General features: G+C 70.1%; 19 protein-coding genes and 1 pseudogene. 14 read left to right on the top strand and 6 right to left on the bottom strand.

Annotation, left to right across the window (positions count from 1 at the left end; genetic code table 11):
- The 5 genes and pseudogenes from ACWEO7_RS34320 to ACWEO7_RS34340 form a co-directional block, all read left to right on the top strand.
- Positions 1 to 648: pseudogene (locus ACWEO7_RS34320) on the top strand (lytic transglycosylase); the annotation flags it as partial.
- Between the two features lie 560 nt (positions 649 to 1,208).
- Complete coding sequence (locus ACWEO7_RS34325; RefSeq protein WP_452429432.1) at positions 1,209 to 2,432, top strand: hypothetical protein; 1,224 nt, start codon at positions 1,209 to 1,211, stop codon at positions 2,430 to 2,432.
- A 68-nt stretch (positions 2,433 to 2,500) separates the two neighbouring features.
- Positions 2,501 to 3,724 carry a serine hydrolase gene (locus tag ACWEO7_RS34330; RefSeq protein ID WP_452429434.1) on the top strand — a complete coding sequence of 408 codons (1,224 nt, stop codon included), beginning with the start codon at positions 2,501 to 2,503 and terminating at the stop codon, positions 3,722 to 3,724.
- Positions 3,725 to 3,892: 168 nt separating this feature from the next.
- The gene (gene trpB, locus ACWEO7_RS34335) at positions 3,893 to 5,134 is read left to right on the top strand and encodes a tryptophan synthase subunit beta (RefSeq protein WP_452429435.1); all 1,242 of its coding nucleotides are present in this window, start codon (positions 3,893 to 3,895) and stop codon (positions 5,132 to 5,134) included.
- Positions 5,135 to 5,210: 76 nt separating this feature from the next.
- Positions 5,211 to 6,353, top strand: coding sequence for a metallophosphoesterase (locus tag ACWEO7_RS34340; protein ID WP_452429437.1), 1,143 nt, complete (start codon positions 5,211 to 5,213; stop codon positions 6,351 to 6,353).
- A gap of 99 nt (positions 6,354 to 6,452) precedes the next feature.
- Here the strand turns inward: ACWEO7_RS34340 and ACWEO7_RS34345 are convergent, their stop codons facing one another.
- Positions 6,453 to 9,065: a LuxR C-terminal-related transcriptional regulator gene (locus ACWEO7_RS34345; RefSeq protein ID WP_452429439.1), complete on the bottom strand. Its 2,613-nt coding sequence runs from the start codon at positions 9,063 to 9,065 to the stop codon at positions 6,453 to 6,455.
- 221 nt (positions 9,066 to 9,286) lie between these two features.
- On the opposite strand from ACWEO7_RS34345, the gene ACWEO7_RS34350 reads away from it, so the two are divergent.
- Positions 9,287 to 9,700 carry a DUF7144 family membrane protein gene (locus ACWEO7_RS34350; protein ID WP_452429441.1) on the top strand — a complete coding sequence of 138 codons (414 nt, stop codon included), beginning with the start codon at positions 9,287 to 9,289 and terminating at the stop codon, positions 9,698 to 9,700.
- A 217-nt stretch (positions 9,701 to 9,917) separates the two neighbouring features.
- On the top strand, positions 9,918 to 10,697 hold the full coding sequence (locus ACWEO7_RS34355; RefSeq protein WP_452429443.1) for an alpha/beta fold hydrolase: 780 nt from the start codon (positions 9,918 to 9,920) through the stop codon (positions 10,695 to 10,697).
- Between the two features lie 52 nt (positions 10,698 to 10,749).
- Here ACWEO7_RS34355 and ACWEO7_RS34360 read toward each other — a convergent pair whose 3' ends face one another.
- Together ACWEO7_RS34360 and ACWEO7_RS34365 are read right to left on the bottom strand one after the other, a co-directional pair.
- Positions 10,750 to 12,540, bottom strand: a complete 1,791-nt coding sequence (locus ACWEO7_RS34360; RefSeq protein WP_452429444.1) for an FAD-dependent oxidoreductase — start codon at positions 12,538 to 12,540, stop codon at positions 10,750 to 10,752.
- Complete coding sequence (locus ACWEO7_RS34365) at positions 12,533 to 13,945, bottom strand: NAD(P)/FAD-dependent oxidoreductase (protein WP_452429446.1); 1,413 nt, start codon at positions 13,943 to 13,945, stop codon at positions 12,533 to 12,535. The genes ACWEO7_RS34360 and ACWEO7_RS34365 overlap by 8 nt, the downstream gene beginning before the upstream one ends.
- A 167-nt stretch (positions 13,946 to 14,112) precedes the next feature.
- Between ACWEO7_RS34365 and ACWEO7_RS34370 the strand changes: the two genes are divergently transcribed.
- Both ACWEO7_RS34370 and ACWEO7_RS34375 read left to right on the top strand, forming a co-directional pair.
- A complete protein-coding gene (locus ACWEO7_RS34370; protein ID WP_452429448.1) occupies positions 14,113 to 14,757 on the top strand; it encodes a TetR/AcrR family transcriptional regulator in 645 nt (214 codons plus the stop codon).
- Between the two features lie 46 nt (positions 14,758 to 14,803).
- Positions 14,804 to 15,802 (top strand): Gfo/Idh/MocA family protein, encoded by a 999-nt coding sequence (locus ACWEO7_RS34375; RefSeq protein WP_452429450.1) that lies wholly within the window; start codon positions 14,804 to 14,806, stop codon positions 15,800 to 15,802.
- On the opposite strand, the gene ACWEO7_RS34380 is transcribed toward ACWEO7_RS34375, so the two are convergent.
- Complete coding sequence (locus tag ACWEO7_RS34380; protein WP_452429452.1) at positions 15,785 to 17,581, bottom strand: glycosyltransferase; 1,797 nt, start codon at positions 17,579 to 17,581, stop codon at positions 15,785 to 15,787. The two genes, ACWEO7_RS34375 and ACWEO7_RS34380, sit on opposite strands and share 18 nt — an antisense overlap.
- A 7-nt stretch (positions 17,582 to 17,588) precedes the next feature.
- The gene (locus ACWEO7_RS34385; RefSeq protein WP_452429454.1) at positions 17,589 to 18,728 is read right to left on the bottom strand and encodes an ABC transporter substrate-binding protein; all 1,140 of its coding nucleotides are present in this window, start codon (positions 18,726 to 18,728) and stop codon (positions 17,589 to 17,591) included.
- A gap of 565 nt (positions 18,729 to 19,293) precedes the next feature.
- Here ACWEO7_RS34385 and ACWEO7_RS34390 point away from each other — a divergent pair.
- The 4 genes from ACWEO7_RS34390 (at position 19,294) to ACWEO7_RS34405 (ending at position 21,632) form a co-directional block, all read left to right on the top strand.
- The gene (locus ACWEO7_RS34390; RefSeq protein ID WP_281880583.1) at positions 19,294 to 19,629 is read left to right on the top strand and encodes a histone-like nucleoid-structuring protein Lsr2; all 336 of its coding nucleotides are present in this window, start codon (positions 19,294 to 19,296) and stop codon (positions 19,627 to 19,629) included.
- A gap of 113 nt (positions 19,630 to 19,742) precedes the next feature.
- On the top strand, positions 19,743 to 20,759 hold the full coding sequence (locus ACWEO7_RS34395) for an iron-containing redox enzyme family protein (protein ID WP_452429456.1): 1,017 nt from the start codon (positions 19,743 to 19,745) through the stop codon (positions 20,757 to 20,759).
- A gap of 32 nt (positions 20,760 to 20,791) precedes the next feature.
- The gene (locus tag ACWEO7_RS34400) at positions 20,792 to 21,445 is read left to right on the top strand and encodes a HemK2/MTQ2 family protein methyltransferase (protein ID WP_452429458.1); all 654 of its coding nucleotides are present in this window, start codon (positions 20,792 to 20,794) and stop codon (positions 21,443 to 21,445) included.
- A complete protein-coding gene (locus ACWEO7_RS34405) occupies positions 21,423 to 21,632 on the top strand; it encodes a CDGSH iron-sulfur domain-containing protein (RefSeq protein WP_355080570.1) in 210 nt (69 codons plus the stop codon). Before ACWEO7_RS34400 ends, ACWEO7_RS34405 begins: the two co-directional genes overlap by 23 nt.
- 7 nt (positions 21,633 to 21,639) lie before the next feature.
- On the opposite strand, the gene ACWEO7_RS34410 is transcribed toward ACWEO7_RS34405, so the two are convergent.
- Positions 21,640 to 22,128, bottom strand: a complete 489-nt coding sequence (locus ACWEO7_RS34410) for a CinA family protein (protein WP_452429460.1) — start codon at positions 22,126 to 22,128, stop codon at positions 21,640 to 21,642.
- Between the two features lie 135 nt (positions 22,129 to 22,263).
- On the opposite strand from ACWEO7_RS34410, the gene ACWEO7_RS34415 reads away from it, so the two are divergent.
- Positions 22,264 to 22,764 carry a hemerythrin domain-containing protein gene (locus tag ACWEO7_RS34415; RefSeq protein WP_452429461.1) on the top strand — a complete coding sequence of 167 codons (501 nt, stop codon included), beginning with the start codon at positions 22,264 to 22,266 and terminating at the stop codon, positions 22,762 to 22,764.
- Positions 22,765 to 22,803 lie beyond the last annotated feature (39 nt).

Here is a 22,803-nt window from a genome sequence, read left to right on the forward strand (position 1 = left end):
TCGGGTGGTTCGCCGACGCAGGTGCGGGTGTCGCCGGATCTGGTGGCGCCGGGGTCGTTGCCGCCGGTGGGACCGGGCACGGACATGACCGCGGTCACCACGATGGTGCGGGCGCCGGAAGTGACGCCGCAGACGTCGGCGCCGCCGCAGCGGCAGTACGCGCCGACGCAGGTGATGATCACGCTTCCCGGTCTGCCGCCGATCCCGTGCGGGATCTTCTGCCCGCCTCCACCGCCGGTGAATCCCTGCGTCGCGCAACCGGTTCCCGCTCCGATGCCGCAACCGGGACAGCCCGGCGCGGGGCGCATCCCCTTGGCGCCGGGGCAACGGTACGGTGCGGCCCCCGGGCAGTTCCCCGGCCCGGATGTGAACAGTGCCGACGCCGAAGGCAATCCGCAAGCTGCCGGTGCCGAAGCTGTCGACTGCACGCAACCCGGAGCGGACACCGGCCCCGCGCCCGACGCTCCGCAGCGGAACGGCGCACCACGCAACCCTGAACCTGCCATGACCACACCGCGCGCGCCGGAACCCGAAACCGAACCGGTGCCCGACGCGGAGTCGACACCCACGCCGCAGCCCGGGATCACCCTGCCCTTCGGCATCGTCATCCCACTGCCCGGTCCGCCCCCGCCGCCTCCGGCGGGCTGACCCCTTGCCCGACACACCGACGTGCTCGCATCCGGAGCCTGCCGCTATGCCGGCTGCGTGGTGTCACGGCGGTAGTCCTGAGGATGAACGGCGGCATCGGCCGCAGACCCATTGCGCTCGGCAAGTCCGCCGGAGGGATACGCAAAATCCGATCCGAGTGTGGGCGAAGTCGCCGAGCGCCTGAAGGAGTTCTTCGAACATTGCGTCCGGCTGGGCCGGACCGTGGTTCGTCCAGCGGCGGGAGGCCGCTTCAGTAGAACATCGCACGCACCCCGAAGGCGGCCGCCAGCGCGTCGCCGATTCGAAACAGCCACGACTGTGCCCGCAGAGTGCACGACGCTGCCGCAAAGGCGTATCCGGACCGCGTCAACCCACGTATTGTGGTCGTTAGCTATCGCGTGGCATCTACCAGCGGCGCCCAAGAGACCAGCGGTCTTCGAGGACGCCATTTCGTGCGGTGGGCGCTCGGCGAACGGGTGGTCCGGTGCACCGACCGGAGCCGATCGCCGGCGGCCGCGGTGACGAACCTTTACCGAGACCGGTCGAGCAGAGGTGATCTCATGAGGGCCACAGTCGGAATATCAGCGGAGCAGGCGGTGGTGCGCGGTGTGATGGTCTCGTCGACGGCGCGACGAGGCACTCGCCCGGCCGTGCTGCGGGAGATCGAACAGCCGGTCGAGCACTCCACCGCCGCCTCGGTGGCCGCCACGCTGGACGCGCTGACGTCCGCCGCCGGATCGCGCACCGAAATCGATGACGTCGCGGTCGCGTACCGCACCGTTGCCGAACGGCGGGCAATCGTCTCGCAACTTTCGTCGGCCGCGTGGCGATCATCGTCGCTGGTGTCGACCAAGACAGCGCTGCTCGCGCTGCTCGAGGAGATGCCGGGCCTGGGCGAGTACGACACGTTGCTGGTATCGGAGGTCGTCGGATACCACACGTCGTACCTCGTGGCCGGGCCGAATCGGGGCGAGATCCTGCTTTCCGGCACATGGTCCTCCGGTGTCGTCGACGCCGAGAGCGCGGATTCGGCGGTCGGCCGGATCCGGCCCGCCCTGGAGGCGGCCGCGCTGCGGCCCGACGCCGTGGTGCTGTGCGGCGCGTCGGCGGGAGATCCGGACGTGGTCTCCGCGCTGCGGACCGGGCTCGACGCCCCGGTCATCGTGGTGCCCGACCATGCCAACGCCGCCGCTTACGGTGCGGCCTTGGTCGCCGCCGCTCCGTTCCGGCGCGCGGCGGCGGAACCGGCAGCGGCCGATCGCAGGCGTGGCGGCCGCGTGATCCTCGCCGGGGCCGCCGTTGCCGCACTGCTGGGCGGAGCCGCGATCGCGGTCGCGCAGGCGCGGGAGGACCGTCCGGCCGACGCCGAGATCGGCGGCCCCGCGGAGGCGTCCCTCACCGCACCCCAGCCCGTCGACCCGAATCCAGCGCTCGCGACCCCGACGCCGGCGGCGGAGCGGGCGCCCGTGTCCATCGTTCCGGAGGCGGCGGTCACCCCGGAGCCGTATCCCGAGCCGCCGGCGCCGCATCCCGCGAACGCGCAGGCTCAACTGCCCCTGCCGGTGCCCCCTGGCCCCGAACCGCCGCCGGCCGAGCAGCAACCGCCGCCGCACCCGCGCACCACGACGGAATACCCCGAACCGACGACCGCCGCCGCCCCCAACGACACCTTCCTCTTCCCGGGCGAGTCGCCACCGCCACCCTGGAACGCCGACCCGGCAGCGGTTCAGGCCTGGTGGGACAACCACGCGAAGCTGAAGGAGAGTTGGCTGAACGGCCGCTGACCCCGATCGGTGTGCCGCCGCCGTGATCGGCGGCGGCGGCGCCCGCGGCCGGTCGATAAGCTGGGCGGGTGAGCGCACCAACGGCGGGATCGGTGGAGATCGTCGACGACCTGGAGGCCGTGACGACCCGAGGCCCCGAAGACGATCCCGCGGCGACTGGGATCAGCCGCGCCGGCGTGGAGGCGCTGTGGGCGTCGGTGCAGGAGTGGTACCGCTTGGGCACCACTCCGGCGATCCAGGTCTGCCTGCGCCGCGAGGGCAGGATCGTCCTGAATCGCGCCATCGGGCACGGCTGGGGCAACGCGCCGGGCGACGGGCCGGACGCGGTCAAGATCCCGGCTACCCCGGACACGCCGTTCTGCGGCTTCTCGACCGCGAAGGGCGTTGCCGGAGCGCTGATGTTCATGCTCGTCGAGCAGGGGGCATTCACCCTCGACGAGCCGGTGTCCGGCTACATTCCCGAGTTCGCGTCGAACGGTAAGGCCGCCATCACGATCGGTGACGTACTTTCGCACTCCGCCGGGATCCCCTTCGTCACACCGCCGTATCAAGGCGTCGATCTGGTACTCGACGAGGAACTGGCCGTGCGTGGGCTGGCCGACCTGGTCCCGAGTTGGAAGCCGGGACGGTTCCGCGTGTACCACGCGCTGACCATCGGGTTGATCCTGCGGCTGCTGGTGCAGCGCGCCACCGGCAAGCGGATGCGGGACCATCTCGCCGAGCAGGTGCTCGAGCCGTTCGATTTCCGCTGGACCAATTTCGGTGTGCGGCCCGAGGACGTCGGCAAAGTCGTGCCGAGCGTGAAAACCGGTCCGGCTCCGTCGCGCACGGCGACCTTCCTGGCGCGCAAGGCCATCGGCGGACGAATGGACCGGGCGTCGCGCTCGGCGACCGACGCCTTCCTCACCGCCGAACTGCCGTCGGGCAATCTGATCACCACCGCGTCGGAATTGTCGCGGTTCTACGAGATCCTCACGCGCGGCGCACCGGACGGCCGGCGCATCATCAGGCCGGAGACCTTGGCCGAGGCAGTGCGCCCGGCTCGCTGGATACCCGGCGTCGCCGGACGTGTCAGCCGGGCGGGGTTCGAACTCGGCGGGCGCCGGTCGAAATTCGGCCGCGACACCGGGTCGCACTTCGGGCGCAGCGGATTGACCACGCAGTACGGGTGGGCCGATCCGGCTCGTGGGCTGTCCGGGGCGATCCTCACCAGCGGCAAGGCCACCACCGACACCGAGCGGCCGTGGCAGCTGGTCGCTCGGATCTCCGCCACCGTGCCTGCCGACCGGTAGCCACGCGCCCGGAGCCCACCCGCGCCGATCGCCTCCACCAGTGAGAAGACTCGAGCAATCCGAACGATTTAGTCTGTTAACTCGCTTGTTGCCAACCCGTCGGGTTGTGCTAGCGCTAGCGGAACAGACTGGCCCGTCGGCTCTTTGGCGGTGAAAGCGTTGGTGTTGATGAGGATTGACCTTGACGTGGCGGTGAGCGCATCCCGGCACGAGATGTTCCCCGACGAACGCGGGCGGTTCGGCGTGTTCGGAGGCAGATTCGTCCCCGAGGGCCTGATGGCCGCGCTACTGGATCTGGAGGACGCCTATCGCCTCGCGCGAGACGACCCCGGGTTCGTGGCCGAGTATCGAGAACTATTGCGGGACCGGGTCGGTCGGCCCACATTGCTGCATCAGGTACCGCGCTTCGAAGAGTTGCTGGGTGTGCCGGGCGCCCGCGTGTATCTCAAGCGCGAGGACATGGCCCACACGGGCGCCCACAAGATCAACAACGCCGTCGGGCAGGCGTTGCTGGCCCGGCGGATGGGCAAGAAGCGGATCATCGCCGAGACCGGCGCGGGGCAGCACGGCGTCGCGGTCGCGACGGTATCGGCGATGCTCGGATTGACCTGTGTGGTCTACATGGGAACCGAGGACATGCGCCGCCAGGCGTCGAATGTGATGCGGATGAGGCTGCTCGGTGCCGAGGTGCGGCCGGTCGACATCGGTTCGCGCAGACTGAAAGAGGCGATCAGCGAGTCGGTCCGCGACTGGGTGTCCACCGTGGACACCACCTACTATCTGTTCGGCACCGCGGCGGGGCCCGCGCCGTACCCGCGGATCGTGCGAGATTTCCAAACGGTGATCGGCACGGAGACCAGGAATCAGATCGCGCGCGTCGAGGGCAGGCTGCCCGATTACGTCCTGGCCTGTGTCGGCGGCGGCAGCAATGCGATCGGGGTCTTCCATCCGTTCGCCGACGATCCACGGGTGCGGCTGATCGGCGTCGAAGCGGCCGGACGGGGGGTGGACACCGGCGAGCACGCGGCAACCCTCTGCATGGGCAGCCCGGGCGAGATCGACGGCTCCTACAGCTATCTGCTGCAGGACGAGGACGGCCAGATCGCGCGGACGCACAGCATCGCGGCGGGACTGGACTATCCGGGTGTCGGCCCCGAGCTGAGCCATTTGAAGGACAGCGGCCGGGTGACCTACCGGGCCGCCACCGATGCGGTGGCGCTGCGCGGCATGCAGGCACTCAGCCATACCGAAGGAATCCTCGCGGCATTGGAATCCGCCCACGCCGTGGGGTATCTGATGGAGATGGCCGACCGCGGTGAGATTCCCGCGGGCTCGCTGATCGTGCTGTGCCTGTCCGGCCGCGGGGACAAGGATCTCACCGTGGCCGCCGAGCGGCTCGGTGTGGCATGACCGCTGCTATGGTCGAAAGCGCCCATGGCGCCGGAGAGGGACCGCGCGCTACACCCGCGCACGAGGACGAGCCCTCTTGAAGTTTGTGCCCCGCCTGATCTTGTTCCTGGCGATTCACGCTGTCTTGTTCCTGCTGCCCTGGTGGACGCTGGTGGCGGCGACCACCGACGAATCCGGCTCGCTGTTCTGGCTGGGTTCGGCACTGTTCCTGCTCGGGTTCGCGTGCCTGCCCGCGGCGATGTATCTGGGCCACGGGCCCGTGCAGTCGGACGCGGCCTCGATCGTCGGCGACACCTTGCTGGGCGTCATGTGGGTGCTGTTCAGCTGGTCGGTGCTGGGCAATCTGGCGCGCGCGGGATTGACCGTCGCGGGCGTGGGCGACCCCGCTCGCTCGCGGATCGTCGCGGCGGGCGTGCTCGCGGCCGCGGCGGTGCTGGTGGTGTGGGGTGTGATCGAGGCGCGCCGGGTGCCGCGGGTGCGCACGGTGGATGTCGCGATTCCAGGTCTCGGCTCCGCGCTGGACGGACTGCGCGTGGTCGTCGTGACCGACACCCATTACGCCGCGCTGAACCGGCTGCGCTGGTCGGAACGCGTGGTCGAGGTGGTCAACGCGCAACGGCCCGACATCGCCTGCCACGCGGGCGACCTCGCGGACGGGTCGGTGGCGAAGCGGCACGCGCAGGTCGATCCGCTCGGCAAGGTCGAGGCCGAACTCGGCCGGTTCTACATCACCGGCAATCACGAGTATTTCGGTGACGCGCAGGGCTGGATCGAGCACATGGCCGCACTCGGCTGGCAGCCGTTGCACAATCAGCACGAGGTCGTGCGCCGCGGCGACGACCGGCTGGTGATCGCGGGCATCGACGACCCGACCGGCATCGGCTTGACCGGTCACGGCCCCGACCTCCCCGCCGCGCTCGCAGGGGCGGACCCGGACGTTCCGGTCGTCTTGCTCGCCCACCAGCCCAGACAGGTCGCGGAGGCCGCGGCCGCGGGAGTGGCGTTGCAGATCTCCGGCCACACCCACGGCGGCCAGATCTGGCCGTTCCACTATCTCGTTCGCCTCGAGCAGCCCGTCGTGGCCGGGCTGAGTCGCCACGGCGAGCGCACTCAGCTCTACACCAGCCGGGGCACGGGATTCTGGGGTCCGCAGCTGCGGGTGTTCGCCCCGAGCGAGATCACCGTGCTGATCCTGCGTGCGGAGTCGGCGACCGGGTGAACCCAGGGGCGCCGGGTCAGCGCGGGCCGGGCCGGCGTCGGCGCGGCTGACGGCATCGGGTGCCGACGGCGGCGCAGGGCAATCGCCGGAGCGGCACCGTCAGAGCAGGCCGCCGCGGCGAGCGTGATGCAGCGCGTCGACGCGGGAATTGGTGCCCAGCTTGCCGTAGATGCCGCGCAGGTGAGTCTTCACGGTGTTGACCGAGACCCCGAGGTCCTCGGCGATCTGCTGGGCGGTGCGACCGGAGGGCAACTGCTTGAGCACGGTCATCTCGGTGTGGGTCAAGGCGGGGTAGGCAGGCCTGCGCCGCGCCGCGGGATGACGGCGGATCGACTCCGCGAAGCTCTCCGCCCGGCCCAGACGGCCCGCGTAGCTGTCCAACAAGGGCATCGCGGCGGGCACGTCGAGGAACGGCCGCAGCAGCCGGTGCGGCGTCGCGGAACCCAGCGCGTTCTCCAGCGCGGTGAGGGCTTTGGCCGGAGCGCGGGACTCGTGCTGTGCCGCCGAGTAGAGCAGCCACCCGGTGACCGCGCTGACCGGGCGCAGCTCGCCCGCGCGGTCCAGCAGTGGTTCGAGCACCGCGCAGGTAGCCTTGCGACGATCGGCAGCGGCGTGCAGCGCCGCATCGGCCAACCGCACCTCGGGCAGTTCGCCGACGATACCTCGGGCGCGTTCGACCAGCAGTTGCGCCGTCCTGGCATCGTGCACGCGCAGCAGCGCCCACACCACCGGCAGGATCAGGCTGCCGGTCGCCGCGGGCACCGCCTTGTGCTCGAGCAGGACGAGCAGGCTGCGGCGCAGCGCGTCGACCGCGGCCGACTGCTCCTCGGCGCGCTCGAGTTCGAGCAGGCGGCCCACGACGTGCCCGCGCCATCCCGCGGCCGGACCGTGGGATCCGTCGTGGTCGACCCGCTCGGTGAGCACCGACGCGATCTGCGCCGCGCCCGGTGTCTCGCCTTGCAGGTAGGCGCCGTAGGCGGCCACGGCCGTCGCCTGGACGGCGTCGGTGGTCTCCAGCAGCCCGTGCTTCTCCGCGATCGCCAGCGCGCGCGCCGCGCGGTCCCGCATCGCGGTGGCGGCGTCGACGGCGTCGGCGGCGAACGCCAGCCGGGTCAGCGCACGCAGCACCAGGCGAGGGCGCCCCGCGTGCTCGGCCAGCGCGAGCCCGGAGTGCAGCAATTGTTCTCCGCGCGTGACCGCACCGCCCGCGACGAAGGCGGTGGCGATCTGGATCTCGGTGTAGGCGTCGAGATCGGGGTCGCCGGTCGGCGCGACGTCCTCCGGAGACTCGGGCAGCGCAGCCCCGGTGGTCGCCGCGACGTCGATGGTCGCGGCGAGGGTGAGCGCGTCCAGCCGCTGCGCGTCGGCGAAAGAGGCCTTGGCCGCGCGCCGCGCCGCCGCGGTGTCCAGGCACGCCACCGCGGCGGCCGCGCTGCCCGCGACGAGAGCGCCGACGACGCGCACAAGCCAGAGAAAGGGGTCGTCGAGCAACGCCGGTGCCGAACGGGCCAGATGATCGAACAGCGTCCGGCCCGTGCCGTCGAGAACCATGCGCAGCGCACACGCCGACAAGAATTCGCACAGTTGCTCGTGGTCCGCGCCCGCGAGCTGATGCGGCAGCGCGGTCTCGGGCAGCCCCGCGGTCCGCAACCACCGGGCCGACCGGCGATGCAGTTCCGCGCACACGCGCGGCCCGAGGCGGCGAGCTTCGGCGAGGAAATGGGCGCGCACCAGCGGATGACAGGAGAACCACACGTCGCCGTCGCGCACGACCGAGTCGATCGGGAAGCCGATCAGGTCGAGTTCGTGGAGCGAGTGCCCCGCACCGCCGCCAACGAGTTCGTCGGCGAGCTGCTCGGTGAACGCGACGGGAATGCTGGTGTAGGTGAGGAACCGGCGCAGCGTGGGCGGCAGTACCTCGACGAGTTCCCCGAGCAGGAAATCGGTGACCGCGCGCGCCGGGCGGGCGAGAACGGCGAGCGCCGCGGCGCGGTCGTCGGATCCGGCGGCCAGATGGGTGGCGGCGATGCGCACGAGCGCGGCCCAGCCCCGGGTCAGGGTGCCGAGCGCATCGAGCTCGGCGCCGGTGAGTTCGCACCCGTGGTGGCGGCACAGCGCGTCGATCTCGTCCGCGGTGAAGGCGAGTTCGCCCGCGCCCCAGCGGGTCAGCCGCGCGTGCAGTTCCAGGACGTGCCAGCGGATCGGCGGAGCCGAGCGGGCGCACAGCATCGTCGTGACGGTGGGCGGCGCATGGTGCAGGAAATATTCGATACCCGCGAGCAGGAGCGGATCGGTGAGCAGATGAGCGTCGTCGAGCACGAGGATCGTCGGCGTCGTGCGCGCGGCCAGCGTCTCGACGAGCGCCGCGGCGTACGCGGCAGGGGGACAGGCGTCGGACGTGGTCGCGATCTCGAACCGCTCGTGCAGCACGGTCCACAGTGACGTCGCGTCGTCGAGCTGCTCGGTGACGGTCAGCCAGGCGACATCGGATCCGCCCGCGGCCTGCCGCGCCGCCCAGTCGGCCGCCAGCACCGACTTCCCGGTCCCGGCGGGTGCGCGCAGCAGTAGTACGTGCCCGGTACCGGACATGCTGTCGGCGGCGGCGTACAGATCGGGCCGGGGAATCGGGGTGAACGGCAACGCCGGTATTTCGGCAGCGGACCGCGCCGCGGCGGGGATGCGGCGTAGAGCGGGGACGTGCGATGTGGTCACCGTGCCTCCCGGGCCGTGTGCTGACAGATCACTACCGCGCCTCGGTAGCGGAACATACCCGGTGCGAAGTCCGCTCGATCAGATCGTGTGTCGTCGTTATGGAATGTTCATTTCGCGCGAACGCGAAATATCGGAGTCATCCGAAACGGGTGAAGTGCTGGATGGGGCGAGTGGTGGAGATTCGGAAGGCGTCCATTACTTCCCGAGAAAGGGGGCGACCGATGACGCACATGACCGAACCGGAGTCACACCCCGTTCGCCGTGGCATCGCGGCGGGCACGTCCATCGCGGCCGCGATCCTGCTGCTCACCGTCGGTGTGCTGTCGATCTTCGAGGGGATCTCCGCGGTCGCCGCGGACGAACTCATCGTCGTCGGCGCCGACTATGTCTACAAGTACGACACTACGATTTGGGGCTGGATCCACATCGTGCTCGGCATCCTCCTGGTCATCGCGGCGCTGGGCTTGATGACCGGCACGACTTGGGCGCGGGTGGTGGCGATCTGCCTGGCCGCGCTGTCGATCATCGCGAACTTCCTGTGGCTGCCCTACTACCCGGCGTGGTCGATCCTGGTGATCGCGCTGAACATCGTCGTGATCTGGGCGGTCGCCACCTGGCGTCCCGATGCCCTCTGACCGGGCGAACATTGTGGCATCTCACTATTCCGGCGTGCGGGAATCGTGGTCCGCCGGTGTGGGTGGGACCGGGGTGGCGGCGATACCGGCTCGGCGAGCAGCGTTGCGGAGAGCAAACTCCGGCGATCGCCCGGTGAGGTCGGGGTTTTCGCTGCCCCAATAGGTGAGGTTGTGGTATCCACCTTCGAGACCGCACTACGAATTCGAAGGGACGCCAATGCCCAGCAAGCCCCCGCTCGTTCTCCTGCACGGTGTCACGATGTCCGAACGGGTGTGGGATGACGTCACACCCCTGCTCGCCGCGCGGCACGAGGTGATCACGCCGACCGCGGTCGGGCATCGGGGCGGACCGCGGGCCCTGCGGCGTCCGGCGCGGGTCGAGCACTTGGTGGACGACATCGAACGGCGGCTGGACGGGCTCGGACTACGCCGGGTGCACGTCGCGGGTAATTCGCTGGGAGGCTGGATGGCCATCGAATTGGCCCGGCGCGGGCGAGCCGAGACCGTCTGCGCGCTCTCGCCGGCGGGCTTCTGGGAAGCCGGGGACCGAAGCCGTTCGGCCGCGACCCGCCGCATCGCCCGCGAGGTGAGCACCGGGCGGCTGCTCGGCTTCCTCGCCCCCGTGGGCCTGCGCAGCGCGGCGGTGCGGCGAACGGCGTTGCGCAACATCGCCGTCCACGGTGATCGCGCCTGCGCGGCGCAGGCCATGACGTTCCTCCGGGACCTGCTGGGCTGCACCGTCACCGCCGATCTGCTCGGTACCGACGAACAGATCGCCGCGCTTGACCCGTTGCCGTGCCCGATCACGGTGGCCTGGTCGGAGCACGATCGTGTGCTGCCCGCACAGATCCACTTACCGATCGCGCGGGCGCGGCTGCCCGAGGCCGCGTTCTCCGTTCTGCCGGACACCGGTCACGTTCCGATGATCGACGACCCCGAGCTGGTCGCACAGACGATCCTGACCACCACGAGCATGACCGCCGCCGAGGCATCCTAGGGCTGCCCTGATTCGCGCGGCCACGCCTCACGCTGCCATGGGAGCGGGCCGCTCACACGTCGAGCAGGTGCGGCAGTCCGGCGCGGTAGCGGTCGGCGTCGATGCGTTTCCACGGGTCGAAGACCGGCAGGGACACCAAGGGAAAGACCGGGACGCGGGGCGCGGGATCGTCGGCGGCATCGAGGATCGCGTTCGTGGCGGCGCGGCCGGATTCGTTGGCGCCCTCCATGGTGGCGAGGTCGATGTTGTTGCGCACGTGGTCGCCGCCGAAGAAGAGGTTCGGCACGGCGCAGCGGGCCTCCGGGCGGTGGTCGTAGGAGCCGACGGTGTTGACCAGCAGTGGGGTTTCGTTGTGGATGCCGCTCGCGGTCCAGGTGACTCCGGGGTCCAGATGCCAGGAGCGGATGTCCTCGGGACGCAGCCAGCCCGTGCCGGTGTTGAGCCATTCGCTCAGCTGTGCCCACACCTCTTCGGCGATTTCGGCGGCGGTGCACTGTTTGGCCGTTCGGTGGAAGCGGATGCCGGGGGAGTCCCAGTCGGAGATGTCCACCGAAAGGCATTCTCGCACGGTGCCGTCGCCGTACCGGGCGGTGAAGTCGCCTACCCACATCGGCGCTTGACGCAAGGCGGTGAGCGCCCACGGCGAGCCGAGCGCGGCGATGTGGCCTTCCGGCAATTCGGTCGGGCGGGAGAGGTAGTACTGGATGCCGACCATCCAATCGGTCCGGAGTTCGCGCATGCCCGCCAGATGCGGGTCGGCGTCGATGATCTCGTCGCTCAGCAGCGCGACCGCCTTGTCCACCGGCATCGCGCACAGATACCAGTCCGCGGTGACCGCGCTGGAGCGGCCGTTGGGATCGGTGAGGGTTGCCGAGGCGATCCGGCCGTCTCGCAACTCCAACCGCGTCGCCCGCTGCCCCAGTACGAATCGCACGCCCCGCGACCGCAGGTGCGTCACCCACGGATCGATCCAGGCTTCGTTGGTGGGGCGGTTGAGAATACGGTCGATACCGGCGGAGTATTGCGGGATCGCCCCGGTTCCGGCCAGGACCAGGGCCTCCCCGATGGTGCCGATGGTGCGGGCCGAACTCGACTGGGGTTTGGCCGCGACGGTGATGCGGGTGAGGGCGCTGACGAGGTATTCGCGGTAGGCCGCCGACTTGCCCTCGGCGCGCAGGATCTGTTCCCACGTCACGTATTCCCATTGGCCGAACCGCCGTTCGGTGCACGAGGTGAACCAGACGGCCATCTGTCTGGCGAAGAACGCCAGTTCGGCCGGGGGCAGTTCGGGAATGAAGCCGAAGGCGCCGATCAGCGTGTTCTGCATGCGCTGTGGTGTGAGCTGGTCGAGGCCCCCGAAATCGACCGGCGCGAACAGTGGCGGCCTGCCGCGGAATCCCGCGACCGTACCCTCGACGCGAACCAGGTTGCCCGCCACGCCATCGGCATTGCCGGGGAACGGAATTCGGCGCATGGTGTCCGGAAGATTCTGATAGCAGCCGGGGAAGAACCGGAAGCCGTGCTCGCCGGGCAGGTCCGCGCGGCCGTCGGTGCCGGTGCCTGGCACGCCCATACTGCGTGCCTTGCCGCCGAGGAACGCCGGTTCGTACACGGTGACCTCGTAGCCGCGTTCGATCAGTTCGTGTGCCGCCGAGAGCCCGGCGACTCCGCCGCCGAGAACCGCGACCGACTTTTCGCCGGTGCGTAGTCCTGGCGTTCGGCGTACTCCCGGTGGTGCGGCTTGGGCGGGGGCGGCGGCGATGGATACCCCGGCCGCGAGCGCGCCGCGCAGCAGGTCGCGGCGGGTGAGGTCGATGGTCGGCCGAGGGCGCGGGTCATGCATGTCGATCTCCTGAAGATGCCGCGAGACTGTCTTGCGGCGGCCGGGACGGGATGGCGTCGGCGGGCCCGGCGCTCGTGAAGGCCCGGGCTTCCCTTCGTTCGGAGACCGTGTCGCGGCATTCGCCGACCAGGTCGGCGAGGACGGGCCACGGTGCCCGCCACGAGTCGCGTAGCGCTCCCGCCGCGAACGCTGCGGCGCGTGCGGGAGTGAAGACGTCCTTCGGTTCGACGGTGCGGGAGAAGACTTCGGTGACCCGGTCGGCCAGTACGGAGTCGCCGGCGGCCTTGCGGTAGAGCTCGATCTCCAGCGGGCGCATCGCCGTGCCCCGAGCCAGGCGGTTGGTCCACTGGTAGACGCCTAGGCACTCGCGATCGCGCAGCTGTTCCCACGCGGTCAGGACGGTGTCGAGATGCGCGGTGTCGTCGAGGGCGGGTGCGGCGAGTTCGCCGAGCAACCGGCCGTAGCGCACGGCGTCGCGTATGCCCTGCGCGGTCACCGGGTCCTTGAAATGGCCCGCGTCACCCGGCAGCGCCCAGCCCGGGCCGGTCGAGCGCCGGAAGTAGGACGCCAGGCCGGTGGCCGCACGCACTCGCCCTACTCTGCGGCAGTCGCGCAGCCGCAGCCCAAGTCCCGGTAGTCGGTCGATGGCCTCCTGATACCGGCGCTCGGCCCGACCGGCCCCCGGTTCGGCAGGCTGCGCGGGCGGTTGGACCAGGCTGAGCAGTAGACCGTCGTCGCAGGGAAACGCGGTGCCGAGGTCGCGACCGCAACGCCATTGCGCGGCGATGTGCCGCTGGTCGGTCGCGCCGTCGTGCCAGTACGCGAAGTAGCAGTCCCGCCCGCTCGGTGCGGACAACCGGGGCCGGGCGGCGCCGACGAGCCGGGCCACCGTACTGCGGCGGCCGTCGGCCCCGACGATCAGGCGGGCGCGCACCTCGTGCACGCCACCGGCTTCGGTGTAGCGGACGCCGACACAGCGACCGCCGGACCACACCAGGTCGGTGACCCGGACGCCCTCTCGGATCCGCGCTCCGGCCGCGACGGCGGTGGTCACCAGCGCGGCGTCCAATCCGGTCCGCCGCACGCACATCGCATGGCCGATGCCGTCCACCGGTGTGAACGACGACCGGACCTGAAGGCCGCCACCATCGGCGAAGGCCGTGGTCAACGGGGGCGCCCCGAGCTGAAGGACGCGCTCGAGAGCGCCCACGCGGCGCAGTTCGGCCAGGCCCGCGGGCCACAGCAGGTGTGTCGAAAGGGTGTCGGACGGAAAGCGCGCCGAGTCCAGCGCGACGACGTCCCGCCCTGCCATGGCGAACGCGATGGCGGCCGCGGAGCCCGCGCAGCGCGCGCCGACCACCACCACGTCGGTGTACTCGATTGCCGGAGAGGAGGATCCGCGCATCCGAACACCTCGGTCACATAGTCTCGGACACCGTGTCCGATCGATCGTGAGCCGTGTGTGCCCGAATGTCAATATCGGTGCCGTGTCGGCAGAATGGACGCCATGGTGGGACGCACCCGACCGGCACAGCCGAGTAAGGCGGCCGCCGCGCCGCAGAGAGGAGCCGGATGCCCTCGCTGACCCGAGTCCCCAGAAGCGCGCGGAAACCGGTCGACGACCGGCGCGCGGAATTCGAACGACGTGTCCTCGCCGCGGTGGAGGAGTTGCTCGCCGATGGCACGCCCTACACCGAGATCGCCGTCCACCGGATCGCCGCCGCGTCGCAGTCGGCGCGCTCGACGTTCTACCGGTACTTCCCGGACAAGAGTCAGCTGCTGATCAGAATGGCGGAATTGGCCACGGCCGATCTGTTCCAGGCCGCCGAGCGCTGGTGGCTCGCCGAGCACAGCGGGCGGCAGGCCGGTGTGGTGGCGGCCGTGCGAACCATGATCGCGGGCTTCCGCGAGCACCGCTCCCTACTGCTGGCGCTGAGCGAGGTGGCCGCCTATGACCGTGACGTCGGCGCGTATTGGCGCGGCCGGGTCGCCGCGTTCGTGCGAGTGGTGCGATCGCGATTGGAGACCGACCTGGCCGAGGGCCGGATCAGCCCGGCGATCGACCCGCAGGCCACCGCCATCGTGCTCACCTCGATGGTCGAGCGGGCGATCGCGGCGAGCTTCTCGTCCGGGTCGGGAGTCACCGACGACGCACTGGCGGAGGCGCTGGGCCGCGCCATCTGGTTGATCGTATACGGCGACGCACCGTCCTCCTGACGGATCACTCGGCGGCACAAACGGTCCCATTGCTACAGTCGCGCCCATGACGCAACCCGGAGCGCCCCTGCGGATCGGCATCCTGGGCGCCGCACGCATCGCGCCGGCGGCTCTCGTGCGGCCCGCCGCGGCGAGCCCGGACGTGGTGGTCGCCGCCGTGGCCGCCCGTGAGCCCGGACGCGGACGCGCGTTCGCCCGGAAGCACGGCATCGCGCGGGTCTTCGACAGCTACGCCGCACTGATCGCCGCACCCGACATCGACGCGGTCTACAACCCGCTGCCCAACGGTCTGCACGGCCGGTGGACCAAGGAGGCGCTCGCGGCGGGCAAGCATGTGCTGTGCGAGAAGCCGTTCACCGCCAACGCCGCCGAGGCGCGGGAGATCGCGGCGCTGGCCGCGACGTCGGACCGGGTGGTCATGGAGGCGTTCCACTACCGCTACCACCCGATGACCAGGCGAGCCGAGGAGATCATCGCCTCCGGCGAACTCGGCGAGCTGGTGCGGGTGGACACCGCGATGTGCTTTCCGTTGCCGCGGTTCTCCGATATCCGCTACGACTACGCACTCGCAGGCGGGGCGCTGATGGACGCGGGCTGCTACGCGGTCCACATGGCGCGGGTCTTCGGCGGCGAGAATCCGGATGTCGTCGCGGCGACGGCGAAATTACGCGGCCAGGACATCGACCGCGCGATGAGCGCCGAGCTGCGCTTTCCTTCCGGTCACACCGGACGGCTGCGGTGCTCGATGTGGTCGTCGGACGTGCTGCGCATCGGTGCGCGAGTGGTGGGCGAACGCGGTGAACTGCGGTTGCTCAATCCGGTGGCGCCGCAACTGCCGCGCAGGCTGTCGGTGCGTTCGGAGCGCGGCAGTCGCGCGGAGCAGGTCCCGCGCCGCAGCACCTACGCCTATCAGCTCGACGCCTTCGTCGCGGCGGTGCGGCACGGCGAGCCGGTACTGACCGCACCGGACGACGCGGTGGCGACGATGACGGTCATCGACGCGATCTATGCGGCCGCGGGTTTGCCGCTACGGCAACCGGCCTGACGCGGCGATCGCCTCGGTGTAGACCGCGACCAGGCGTTCGGTGAACCGGGACTGCAGCGTCCGATCCGCGTGCCGCGCCAGCACCTCGCGCATGGCGTCGAGCCGGTCCCGCTGCCGCGCCAGCAGGCGCAGCGCCTCGGCGAGCACGTCCGTCGAGGCGTCGCGCGCACGGAATTCGCCGCCTTCGGGGACGGTTTCGGTGACGTCGGGGTCGCAGTGCAGCACCGGAATCCCGGCCGCGACCGCTTCGAGCAGCACCATGCCCTGCGTGTCGCACCCGGCGGACGGGAACAGCAGCACGTCGTGGGCACGCATGGCCGTAAGGCACTCCGCCTGGCTCACTTCGCCGTGCAGCCGGACTCGCTCACGCAGGCCGACCCGGTCGACGGCCGAGCGCAGGCGCGTTTCCAGCGCTCCCGCACCGTAGATGTCCAGGGTGCAGCCCTCGGCCCGGCGCACCGCCTCGACGGCGTCCAACGGTCGCTTCTCCGCGGAGAAGCGACCGCACCACAGCACGCGCAGCCGCGGATCCCGGTCGCGGGGACGCTCCGGGAGGGCGCGCACCAGATCGTCGTCGACTCCGTTGGACACCACGTGCATCGGCCGATCCACCCCGTGGGCGGCCAACCGCTGCGCGAAATGCCGTGTGGGCACCACGACGTGGTCCGCGGCCTGTGCCTGCGCGACGAGCGGCCGCCAGGCGTGCCGCGCCGTTCGGCTTTCCGGCAGGCGCGGCAGCTCCTTGCGCAAGCCGACGAACCCGCCGTGCAGCACGCGCATGGTGAGGGCGGCGAGGTAGGGAAACGGCGAATTGCGTTCGATGAAGGAATCGTCGCGGCTGTGCATGGACTGGACGACGGGAAGTCCGTGCCTGCGCGCGGCGCGAAATCCGGCGATGCCCGCGCCGTAGGTGGTCTGCGCGTGCACGACGTCGAAACCGCGCTCGGCGAAGACCGTGTCGATGAGGCGCGCGTTCCTGCGGGTCGGCAGCGCTACCGGATCGCCGGGCACCGCGACCCGCCAGACGAGGAAACGCTTGGACGCCCCCAGGGTCTGCGCGACATCGAAGTAGCCGCGCGCGACCCCCGCGATGCCCGCGCGGGTGAGCACCGCCACCGGGAACCACACACCGAACGCGACCATGAAGATACTGCCGCTGTAAGTGGTGGGGAACAGCACCAGCACCACCGGCAGCAGCGTGCCCGCAGGCACCGGGCCGACGGTCTGCAGCACCGGATTACCCCAATAGGCAGCGAGTTTCGACCAGCCGAGGGCGATGCCGGTGCTCAGGCCCGCGACCGCGCCGATGACGAACCCGACCGCCAGCAGCAGCATCGAATGCCACGTGCTCGACGCGAGCAGGCCCGCGTCGCTGTAGAACACCAGCAGCATCTGCTGCGGCGACGCGAAATGCGGGGGTTGCAGCCACCCGGTCTTGGCGGTGGCGAATTCCCAGAACAGCACCCAGACGCCGAGCACCGCGATCCACGGTGTCCAGTACCGCAGCCGCAGGGTGGCCGCGCGGTCGCGGTAGGCGTAGGCCGCCCACACCGTGAGCGCCGCCGTCGAGGCGGTGAACAGCACTCCGGCCGCCAGCGGCGCCGCGACGCCCAGTTCGTCCGGGACCGCGAGCGTCACCACCGCGGTCAGAGCCCACACCGCCCAGGCCAGCGCGAAGCCGAGCGTCGGCGGATAACGTGTCACCGCGGTTCCCGGCGGCCGCGTCGCGGGAGAGGTCGAATCGGCCCGGAAGTCGGCGGTGTCGGCGGTTGTGGTCATCGCGGTGTCACCAGTTCAGCCCGAGATCCGCGTAGACCTTGGCGGCCAGCGCGTTCGGATCGGTCTTGCGGTCCAGGTAGCCGGTTTTGGCGAATTTGGCGATGCCGGAAGTGATCTCGCTCTCGAGTCGCGCCGCCGACGGGTTGTACCCGTAGGTCTTCAGGATCGCTTCGATGGTCGGCTGGTCCGCCGCGACGTACTTGTTGTCGACTTCGATGGCCGCGGTCTGCGAGATGTTCGCGCCCGCCCATCGGCTGCCCTCGGCCCACGCGGTCACCAGCGCCCGCGCCACCTCCGGGTCCTCACGCAGCAGCCGCCCGTTGATCGCGGTCGCGCAGCAGTAGAGCTGCCGGTTGGTGCCCTGGGAGTTGTTGGTCAGTTCGCGAGCCTTCCCCTTCAGCGTGGGCAGCAGGCCGTTGGGGTCGCTGGCCGCGATCGCGGCGATGTCACCGCGCACCAGCGCGTCGGTCAGCTGGTCGGCGGCGAAGACCCGCCAGTCGATGTCCTCGCTCGGGTTGATGCCCGCGTCGAGCAGGTCCAGCGAGAAGAACGACATCGCCGAATCGCCGATCGCGCCGACGCCGATCGGCTTGCCCCGCAGCTCGGCGACGGACTTGATCGGGCTGTCCGGGGGCACCACGATGCGCAGGCAGCCTTCGTGCAGCCCGGCGGCGAGTTTGGCGTCGATGCCCTGTTCGATCGGTTTGAGCCAGGAGAAGAAGATGCCCGGCGCCGCGTCGAGTTTGCCCGCGCCCACCGCGTCCTTGATCTCGTCGCCGCCGGTTTTGACGATCTGCACGTCCAATCCGTGCTTCTCGAAGATCTTCTCGTGATGCGCCACGTACAGCGGCGCCTCGCAGACGCCGCCGCCGTAGCCGATCCTCAGGGCGCGGTTCACCCCTCCGGCGCCGGGAGTGCGGCGTGTGGTGAGCCACGCGGCCAGACCGCCGCCCGCGACCACCGCCGCGGCGATGCCCGCGCCCGCCAACAGCTTCCGCCGCGACAGTGCGGGAGTGTCCGGTTCCGCCGGTGTCGCCAGATCCTCTTCCTCCGGATCCACCGGGGCGGGCGGGTCCGCGGGCGCGGTGAGCGCGTCGTCCGGCTCGCCGCCCCGCTCCGGGGCGTGCTGATCGTCGTTGTCTGCCATGTGCTCGATGCCTTTCCCTGCTTGCCGACGGTTCACCGCGCCCGAGATTCCGGCGGGCCGGGCGCACCGATCAGCCGAAGCGCCGGAGGCTCTCAGGTTCGCAGCAACACCTTCGCGGAGACATATTTCGCGTCAGCGCGATCGAATTCGGCTGCCTTGTCGTCGCAGCAGCGGCGTGGGGGAAGCCGGTGCCGCCTTGCCCGGCCCGGTCGCCGACGGCGGGATCGAGTGGATTGTTCGGCCGGCCGGAGCCGCTTCGGCCGATGGCGTTGCCGCTCGAAAAAGGAAATGCGGCGTGCGAATGTCGAGTGCGCACATCGATCACCGACAGCCCACCACCGCTTCTTTCTCCGGGCGCGCTCTCCTGGCAGGGCGGTTTGCCACTGCGCCGGGTGCGCGGGCAATATGTGGAGGCTCGACGGTTGCCGCAATAGATGTTCGCCGCGAACCGTCCTGCGCCGCGCGGGGGACCCCGGTGTTCCGGGAGCGGAACCGATCTGTTATTTACTGGCTACGATTGTTTTTTCGACTGCACGCGCTCGGTAACCGTGAAGGGATTATCTGTATGGCACGCAAGGTCGTCGTGACACTGGTCGATGACTACGACGGCAAGTCTCAGGCCGAGGAAACCGTGTCTTTCGCCGTGGACGGCGTGGCCTACGAGATGGACTTGTCGACGGAGAATGCCGGTCAGTTACGCGGATTCTTCGAACAATGGGTTCCGTATGCCCGCAAGGTCGGCCGTGCGCGGCGCGGCCGCGGCGGTGTCCTGCGGTCGGCGAACGACCGGGAACAAGCCACGGTGATCCGGGAGTGGGCGCGCAAGAACGGCATCGACGTCTCGGCGCGTGGACGAATCTCCGCCGAGGTGGTCGAGGCGTACAAGAAGGCGAACGGGTAGCTCCGGGACAGTTCGTCTCGGTTCGTGGCCGTCCCCGCGTCTGCGAGGACGGCCACGGCATTCTTACCGCGCCGCGCCGCGATAACAGCGCTCGACGGGGGTAAACGATCGGTATGACGGTCACGATAGGCGCTCCGAAGCAGGACCTGCCCCGCCCGCGCGGCGAGCTGTCGGAGGCGGTGGTGAAACTGCTGGGCCGCCGACCAGGTGGTTCGGTGCCGGTGCCGGGCTCGGTGGACCCGTACGGCGAAGACGTGCATCTGGCGTTGCACACCTGCTACGAACTGCACTATCACGGTTTCGCGGCCGTCGACGAGGGATGGGAATGGGACCCGGGTCTGCTGGGGCTGCGCGCCGCGCTGGAACAGCGATTCCTGCGCGCGCTGCGCGAGGACGTGCCCGGTGGAGATGATCTCGACGCGGAGCTGGAACGGTTGCTGGTGACGCCCGCCGACCCGGAGGGCCTGAGCCGTTTCCTGCGCGACGAGAGCGAATGGTGGCAGATGCGCGAATACTTCGTGCACCGTTCGATCTATCACCACAAAGAGGCCGACCCCTATGTCTGGGTGATTCCCCGGCTGCGCGGCCAAGCCAAGGCGTCGCTGGTGGCGGTGGAGTTCGACGAGTTCGGAGGCGGGCGCGGCGAGCGCGTGCACGCGCAGCTGTATGCCGATCTGCTTGCGGGCGCCGGGCTGAACCCGGACTATCTGCACTATCTGGATGTGGTGCCCGCGCCGATGCTCGCGCTGATGAACATGATGTCGCTGTTCGGGCTGCACCGGTCGTTGCGGGGCGCGCTGGTGGGGCATTTCGCCACGGTGGAGATCACCTCTCCGCCCGGCGCGCGGCGCCTGGTGGAGGCGCTGGAACGTTTGGCCGCCGACCCCGCGTGCCTGCTGTTCTACCGCGAGCACGTCGAAGCCGACGCGGTGCACGAGCAGGTCATGCGCACCGGCGTGATCGGCGATCTGCTCCGGCGCGAGCCCGAGCTGACCGAGTCGGTGGTATTCGGTATTCAGGTGACGAACCTGCTCGAGGACCGATTCGCCGATCATGTGCTCGACGCCTGGCGCACGGGCCGCAGCTCGTTGCGGGAAATCGGCAGCGAGACGATCAGCGGGGGCGATTGAGTGACGGCTGGGCGGGCTATCCGGCGAATGTGATGTTGATTCGACCCCCCGGCGTCTATCCGCCGCAGCTGGACACCTGGTTGCTCGTCCGTGCCCTGTCCGAGGCCGGCGTGCCGAGTGGCGGGCACGCGGTGGACGTGTGTACCGGCACCGGCGCTTTGGCCGTCGCCGCCGCGTACGCCGGAGCCTCGAAGGTGACGGCGGTGGACGTGTCCAGGGCCGCGGTGGTGTCCGCGTGGCTGAACTGCCGGATGCGCGGTATCGAGGCCGAGGTGCTGCGCGGTGATTTCGCCGAGGTCCTCGGCGGGCGCAGTTTCGATCTGGTGCTGGCCAACCCGCCGTATGTCCCGGCCCCCGTGGGGGCCCACACGCGCGGCATCGCTCGTGCGTGGAATGCGGGCGCTGGGGGCAGGGCGGTGCTCGACCAGTTGTGCGTGGCGCTGCCCGCACTGTTGAAACCGCGTGGTGTCGCGTTGATCGTGCATTCGGCGCTGTCGGATCCGGATACGACGCTGGCCCAGCTACGCGAGCGAGAATTGAAGGCCGCTGTCGTGGCCAGGGCGACAGTGCCGTTCGGGCCGGTGCTGCGCCGCCGCGCGGACTGGCTGGAATCGGCCGGGCTGATCAGACCCGGCCAGCGTATGGAAGATCTGGTGGTGATCCGTGCCGACCGAATCCGGCAATGAGCAGTGGCGGCGAGTGACGCTCACCGCCGACGGCCCCGCGTTGATCGAGGGCCCGGTCGAGTTCGTCACCGCGGACGGCCGGACGGTGCGCTCCGACCGGTTCCTGGTGGCCTTGTGCCTGTGTAAGCGCTCGAAGAACTACCCGTTCTGCGACACCAGCCACCGTAAGCATCGCCGTTCGTCGTGACCGCGGGTCACTTCGGCGAACGGTCCGAGCGCAGGTCGCGCACGGTGTCGAGCAGCGCCTCGGCCGCGCAGGCGGTGGTCTGCTCGAGCACCTCCTCCGGTTCCCCGCCGAACTGATAATGCCATGCGCGCACCTCGTGCTCGGTGGCGATCGCGAACCACACCGAACCCGGCGGCTGTCCGTCCTGCGGGTCGGGACCGCCCGCGCCCGTGACGGCAACGGCCACAACGGCATTCAGCAGGCTCCGGACACCGGTGGCCATCGCTTCGGCCGCGGGACGTGACACGACCGGCACATCGGGCACCCCGAGAACCGTTCGCTTGACCTCCGAGCTGTAGGCGACGAGGCCGCCGCGAAACCAGGTGGAAGAGTCGGGCGCGGCGCCGAACGTGGCGCACAGCCTGCCCGCGGTGAGCGATTCGGCGACCGCGACGGTGATCTCCGAGGGCTGCGCCAATTCGGCCAGCTCATGTGCGTAGTCGTCGGCGTGGGGCATCTTCGTCCTTCCTGTGCTGTCGGCGGCTCACCATACGACCCGCCGAGGGGCAGGCCGCACGGTGGACGTCGCGGTTTCGGCGGCGCGGGGCCGGGAATGTCGGCAGAGAACCGGCCCCGACGCAAGGAGAAAGCAATGACCACCGACGCGATCGTGCTGCTTCGCGACGACCACAAGGCGATCCGAAAACTCTTCCGGGAGTTCGAGAAAGCAGGCGACGACGCCATCCGGACCAAGGCGAACGTGGTGAACAAGATCATTCAGGCGCTCACCGTGCACACCTATCTCGAGAACGAGTGCATGTACCCCGAGGTGCGCAAACTCGTGCCCGAACTCGAGGACGACATCCTGGAGTCCTACGAGGAGCACCACGTCGCCGACGTGCTGGTCAGCGAGCTGGCGGCGATGAAGCCCGACGACGAGCACTTCACCGCGAAGACCACCGTGCTGATCGAGAACGTCGACCACCATATCGATGAAGAGGAGAACGAGTGGTTCCCGAAGGTGCGGGAGCGCCTAAGACGTAAGCAGCTCCAGGAGATCGGGGCGCGGCTGCAAGAGCTCAGGAAGAAGGCGCCGACCTCGCCCGCGCAGCCGTCGGCTTTGAAGAAGGCCGTCGACGCCGTGCTGGCCTGATCCGGTCGGTCGCGCCGACACCCGGGGAGGTGTCGGCGC

Source organism: Nocardia sp. NPDC004260 (assembly GCF_053603155.1).